This window comes from Microcystis sp. 49638_E5 (assembly GCF_021300285.1).
GTDB lineage: Bacteria > Cyanobacteriota > Cyanobacteriia > Cyanobacteriales > Microcystaceae > Microcystis > Microcystis aeruginosa_C.
The window spans coordinates 1-5,673 of the sequence record NZ_JAJTDH010000153.1 but is presented as its reverse complement, the minus strand read 5'-3'; the positions used below and the strand labels follow the sequence as shown (position 1 = coordinate 5,673).

The 5,673-nt window shown below is 39.2% G+C and carries 9 protein-coding genes; 8 read left to right on the top strand and 1 reads right to left on the bottom strand.

Going from position 1 to position 5,673, the window contains the following annotated elements:
• Window positions 1-142: 142 nt before the first annotated feature.
• Window positions 143-592 carry a hypothetical protein gene (locus LW728_RS22690; protein ID WP_287768447.1) on the bottom strand — a complete coding sequence of 150 codons (450 nt, stop codon included), beginning with the start codon at window positions 590-592 and terminating at the stop codon, window positions 143-145.
• Between the two features lie 172 nt (window positions 593-764).
• On the opposite strand from LW728_RS22690, the gene LW728_RS22685 reads away from it, so the two are divergent.
• The 8 genes from LW728_RS22685 to LW728_RS22650 all read left to right on the top strand — a co-directional run.
• Window positions 765-1,073, top strand: coding sequence for a helix-hairpin-helix domain-containing protein (locus LW728_RS22685; RefSeq protein ID WP_287768444.1), 309 nt, complete (start codon window positions 765-767; stop codon window positions 1,071-1,073).
• An 8-nt stretch (window positions 1,074-1,081) separates the two neighbouring features.
• On the top strand, window positions 1,082-2,317 hold the full coding sequence (locus LW728_RS22680; RefSeq protein WP_287768442.1) for a glycosyltransferase family protein: 1,236 nt from the start codon (window positions 1,082-1,084) through the stop codon (window positions 2,315-2,317).
• Complete coding sequence (locus tag LW728_RS22675; protein ID WP_287768440.1) at window positions 2,318-3,094, top strand: glycosyltransferase family 17 protein; 777 nt, start codon at window positions 2,318-2,320, stop codon at window positions 3,092-3,094. It begins immediately after the preceding gene.
• A complete protein-coding gene (locus LW728_RS22670; protein ID WP_287768439.1) occupies window positions 3,069-3,785 on the top strand; it encodes a class I SAM-dependent methyltransferase in 717 nt (238 codons plus the stop codon). The genes LW728_RS22675 and LW728_RS22670 overlap by 26 nt, the downstream gene beginning before the upstream one ends.
• Window positions 3,786-3,855: 70 nt before the next feature.
• Window positions 3,856-4,617: a glycosyltransferase family 2 protein gene (locus tag LW728_RS22665; protein WP_287768436.1), complete on the top strand. Its 762-nt coding sequence runs from the start codon at window positions 3,856-3,858 to the stop codon at window positions 4,615-4,617.
• Window positions 4,618-4,697: 80 nt separating this feature from the next.
• Entirely contained in the window at window positions 4,698-4,862 is a 165-nt protein-coding gene (locus LW728_RS22660) for a hypothetical protein (protein ID WP_287768435.1), read from the top strand.
• Window positions 4,863-4,911: 49 nt separating this feature from the next.
• The gene (locus LW728_RS22655; protein ID WP_287768433.1) at window positions 4,912-5,340 is read left to right on the top strand and encodes a hypothetical protein; all 429 of its coding nucleotides are present in this window, start codon (window positions 4,912-4,914) and stop codon (window positions 5,338-5,340) included.
• Window positions 5,341-5,404: 64 nt separating this feature from the next.
• On the top strand, window positions 5,405-5,673 hold a 269-nt coding region (locus LW728_RS22650), incomplete at its 3' end, for a hypothetical protein (protein WP_287768432.1).

Here is a 5,673-nt window from a genome sequence, read left to right as displayed (position 1 = left end):
TTAATAGTTAATTCAGTCCCGTTAAATCCACAGCTTACCGCCACGATAGATAGATCGTCTAAATCGGTCATTATCTCATCGTAAGAATCGGAATTAATCAATCTGGACGCTTTGCCTTTAACTTTGGTCTTAATCCACATGGTTACAACTCCTTAAAAACAACATTAAAACCTTGGCTTAAATTTTGATTAGAACCACGAAAAGAACCCGTAGGCTGTTCTATCCACATTACCCCCTGACGGGCTGTGTATTGGCTGTCAATAGTCGCACGGTGGTAGTCGTAAAGCGTGATTGGAGTAACTGTATCCCCTGAATAAGAGCGCCTAATTAGTTCTTTTAATATTTGTTCGGCTGACTCTTTCCCATCTCTAATTGTGGCTTGGATTTGATAGGTGTCACCATCGGGGCTGACAAAATTAGAACTGTAGCCAGAAACCACTTCCACAGTAGGCAGATCAGCTTTGTAGTCGTCAGGAGGTATCCATAAAACTAGATAATCTCCTGCCAAGCCTAACTTGGAAGCATCGAATAACCAAGTATTCTCAGGAATGCCTGAGTAGGTGTTTTTAAGTCCCGTTGGCAATGGAAACACGAGAGGATTTAGTCGGCTCATGGCTTGGCTTCCCTATCAAGAAATAGCTCACAAAAAGACATCTCAGGGTGGCGATTAACCCTAACATACTCCTGATGTTCAATCAGCCATGTTTTTTCTTTTCTCATAATGTACTATAGTATAGAACATTATTAAGAGCCATGGTAAGCCGATGGATATGTACGTTATTTACAAGGACGAAAAAGAGCAGGAAGTTTACCCCGTAGACCTTGAAGCTTGGCTAAGAGATGGTTGGAGCTTGGAGCCAGACGAGCAGGTATTAGCCGATAAAACCGAGTCTGGGGAAAAAATTGACCTAAACAATGTAACACTACAAACTTTAAGAAACTTAGGTCTGTCTGTAGCAGATAGCCAAAAAATAATTAAATCAGAAAAATTTGAATCGGTAGAGGATGCGATCAGCCTAGTCCCTGCTTTGTCAAAATACAAAGCTTCTCTTTTTGTAAATTCACTGGGATAAATTGCAACATGGAAAAACCTAAGCTTTTGTGGCTCGGAGATAGTCCAATAAAATCGCTTGAAGATACAAGCCCCCCATCGGGTTTCGGAAGGGTAGGATTTGAAATTATAACCAGATTGGAGCAAATTTATGATATTACCGTATATGCCCTGAATTTTGACTGCGACAAAATAGTAGCGATAAATTCTTGTCGCATTATTAGCTGTTTTGACCCTGAAAATAACGATCCCTATGGTTATAAAGCTCTAGAAAAGAGAATCAATCTTGATGAATTTGATAAGGTGGTAATTCTTAATGATCTTTGGATTATCAACTACTACCTCCATTTCTGCCCAAAACTGCTAGAGCGAAAACTCTACTTCTATTTTCCTGTAGATAGTGAAGGATACAGCGCACCTTTAATTTGCAATTTCTCTAAGGCTTACAAGATAGCTACTTACACCAATTTTGGAGTAAATGTTATTAAAAAAGCTGGATGGGACGAAGAAATAGAAATTATTCCCCATGGAAATAGTCCTTGTTTTTATCCTCTAGACAAACAAGAAGCAAGAAAAGCTCTTTTTAAAGATTACATTTCTGAAAATAGTTTTATTGTGTTTTCTGCTAACAGGAATACAGAGAGGAAACGCCTTGACATTTTGGTTAAGGCTTTTGTTGAGTTTGCAGTTTGGGTAAAAGAATCTGGACTAGAAAAGATTCCTTACCTATACCTTCATTGCGGTTTTAAAGATGTTGGGTTTTGGGTACAAGAATTATTTTCTAGACAATGTGAATTGTACGGGGTAAAACTAGAAGGACAATTACTACTTCCCGCAACAGAAACTGATGAAAATGGAAAGCCTACAATTTCCTACTTGCATCCACAAATTCCGAATGAACTTTTAAATCTTTTCTATAATGCCGTAGATGTTAACGTTAATGTTTCAACAGGAGAAGGATGGGGCTTGACTTCTACCGAAAGCGCCATGGTAGGCTGTCCTCAAATCTATACAAATTTTGCCGCTTTAGGTGAATTGTTTGACGAAAAAAGTGGTTATCCTGTTGAACCAACAATGATGTTAACCGATCCTATTTTAAGCCTAGAACGTGCTTATGTTTGTTTTGACGATGTTGCCTATGTTTTGCGTGAAGTGTACAACGATCCTGAGATTGCCGAAATAAAAGCAATTAGAGCAAAAAACAGATTAAGTCAGTTTACTTGGGAGTTTGTCGCCGATAAATTTATCAAATGGCTAGAGGATTAAATGGGTAAAATCTATGATGGCTTTATGTTTTTCAATGAGCTAGAATTATTAGAAATCAGACTAAATGAACTAGATCAAGTAATTGATAAATTTATTTTAGTCGAGTCCTCTGTCACACACTCAGGCAATCCCAAGCCACTTTATTACCAAGAAAATGCCCATTTATTCAAAAACTTTCACGACCGCATTATTCACGTTGTTTACGAGCCTCCTGATACACAAGATTCTTGGGTTCGGGAAAAAGGGCAAAGGGACGCTATCAGGCTAGGAGTTCCAGAATTAGAAGATGGGGATTTTGTGATAGTCTCAGATGCTGATGAAATTCCTTCGGCTGAATCGGTTAAAGCCTACACCTCTGATATGGGAGTTGCTGCTTTTAATCAGCATCTTTTTTATTTCTGGCTAAATACCTTTTCCTGTGGATGGGCAGGACCAAAAGCTATCCCCTACCACGAATACATTAAAGGGGAATCGTTGAGCTTGCTACGGGGTAGGATTGATAATTTTGTCCCCTGTGAGCGCTACGGATGGCACTTTAGCTATCTTGGGGGGAAAGACAGGGTGTTGCAGAAACTAGAAAGCTATGCCCATGTAGAAATGAACTCCCATGAGAATCGGAAAAATACCAATAACTGGGTAGATAATGCCATCTTGTGGAACGGACAACAATTAAAAATATGTCCGATTGATGACACATTTCCTGATTATTTAGTACAGAATAAAAAGAAATTTAACCACTTAATTAAAACCCATGGAAACCAAAGAATTTTTAGCTAATTTGCCCCTTGAGTTTAACAACTGGGGAACGGAAGATGTCACCCCGAAAGATTCCCGATTTGCAAATTTACTCAAAAGAGTAAATGGAATGACAACTCAAAATGTCCTAACCCTTCTTAATCTGGCTGTAAGGTATCTAGAAAAGGGTGAGGTTTATCTAGAAGTAGGAACTTATCAGGGAGCTATGATCTGCGGTGCAATGTTAGACGCTCCTAATCTACCCTTGAACCCCAAGGGGATAGCCATCGACAACTTTTCTGAATTTGATCATGGCAACAATCAAGAGCTATTTATCAAAAATGCTAACCGAGAAGGATTAGAAAGAAATATCTACTTAATTAATCATGATTTTCGGCATTATTTTAAGTCTAATATGTTTGAGTACCCCGCCAAAATAGGGATATATGTCTACGATGGGGCGCATGACTACGATAGTCAATACGAAGGTTTAAAACTGGCTATTCCTCACCTTGCGGACGATGCCTTAATCATTGTGGATGACACTAACGAAAAAGATTGTAAACTAGCCAATCAGCACTTTTTAATGGATCATCCTGAATGTCAAAAAGTGTTAGACTTTCCCACCATTGGCAATGGACACCATACCTGGTGGAATGGTATTCAGGTATTTACTTGGACAAAATTATGTGGAGAATACACCAGTAACCGAAGTTCAATTGAGTATGTTTAAGTATATTTACCAATGACAATATGGGGAAATTTCTATATAGTAAAAGTATCAAGTACAAAGGACAAACTTAATGGGCAACAAACCAGTAATTGGAGTTCCGTATATCAATCGTCCTGATTTGCTCCAAAGGCTATGTAATTCGCTTTCTATCCAAAAAGAAACATGGGGCTTTGATTATAGATTTACTTGGAATACTCATCTTGATCTTAGTCCTAGAGGAGATATCCAATTCGAGGATTTAATAGAAAAGCATCTAATCTATTCCTGTGGACATAATCTAGGAGTAGGAGCTAGCTGGAACGCAATTATTAAATCTACTCCACTGGCTCCTTATTGGCTAGTTCTCAATTCTGATATCGAACTAGGACTAAACGACCTAGCCAAGATAAAAGCTTTTGTAGAGCCGCGATTAGATACTCATGGATTGCTTTTTGGATGGGGTATGAGTGCTTTTGTGATCACTCCCCTAGCACTAGAAACTGTCGGATTTTTTGACGAGAATATCTACCCTGCCTACCTAGAAGATTGTGACTATCACTATCGGGCTAAATTATCAAAAATTCAATGCGAAAATATCCCAGATTTAGAACTAATTCATGGGGAATTGGTAAATGGGAAAATTCAAGGCTCTAGAGCGATAGGCTCCGATCCTAAAATTATGCGGGAAAACGGACGTACCCACCAAGGGAATTTTGATTATTATCGGCAAAAATGGGGAGGAATTAACGGGGAAGAAATTTATACTCATCCCTTTAACGATCCCCATAACAAGCTAGATTATTGGATTTTTGACTTTGCCCGATACAAAAGACAGCAATGGAATCTCTCCTAGAAAAGTTCAGTATATTTACTGATGACAATATAGGGGAACTCCCATATAGTGAAGATATCAAACACAGAGGACACAAACCCATGGCAAGCCGATTCAGTCAATTAATTAAGGATTTAGAGGCTAACGACCGTCAAGCCTTAGAAGTAGAGGCTAAAATCGAAGCCTTACGAGAACGGGTTATCGAGGTCAACGCCGAAGTTCAAGAGCTAAATGATGCCATTGGATGGCTAGAAATTGAAGAGTAGCTAAAAAGCCCCGCAAGGGGCAATTAACCAAACATAGAGGATAAAGTAAATGATTAGTATCGAAGGAATCGGAGTTACACCACGCGACATACAAGACCTTTACGACAGGATAACAGCCGCACCAAAACTGCCGCTATGCCCATCTCTTTATTCCTCATTGTACAACGAAAAGCTAACAGAGGTATTTTGCCATCATGAGGATGGCGACTTCCTAATTGTCTACGAGAAAAACTGTTATTTCTTCAGAAAGAAAGGTGCTCTATGGGACTGGGACATAAAGTTAATCGGACGACCAGAAGTAATCATTGAGGACGAACAAATCCGAGATGTACTAGAGGAAGAAATACCAGACGTTAATTGGGTACTTGTCAACATCGATTTTAACGACGATGAATGCAACTCACAGACTCCCTTCCAATCTCATTTCTTCGACAGAATAAACATCATCATAGATACCGCCTACGCCAATCTAAAATAATACTCCCACGTCCCTGAGCATGGCACTAAAAGGCTCAAATCAACCACAAACATAAGGAAAAACAATGTACTACTTCAAAATTCCGTCATATAAAATGCGAGCGTATGAGGCATGCCTAATAAAATGCCACATAACGAACCAGCAATGGTGCTACACAAAAAAAAGCAGCTACGCAGAGGATGCGCTTGTTCCTGTTGACGCTCCTATTTACCAAGTAAAAGAATTGGATGAATTAATTCTCCTCGCTCACTCAGAACCGGTAGAGCGTAATGGGCTAATGCTTCTATTTGTCCAAAAAGGGACAATGGAGCTAATCAACCCCGTTGAAATTGA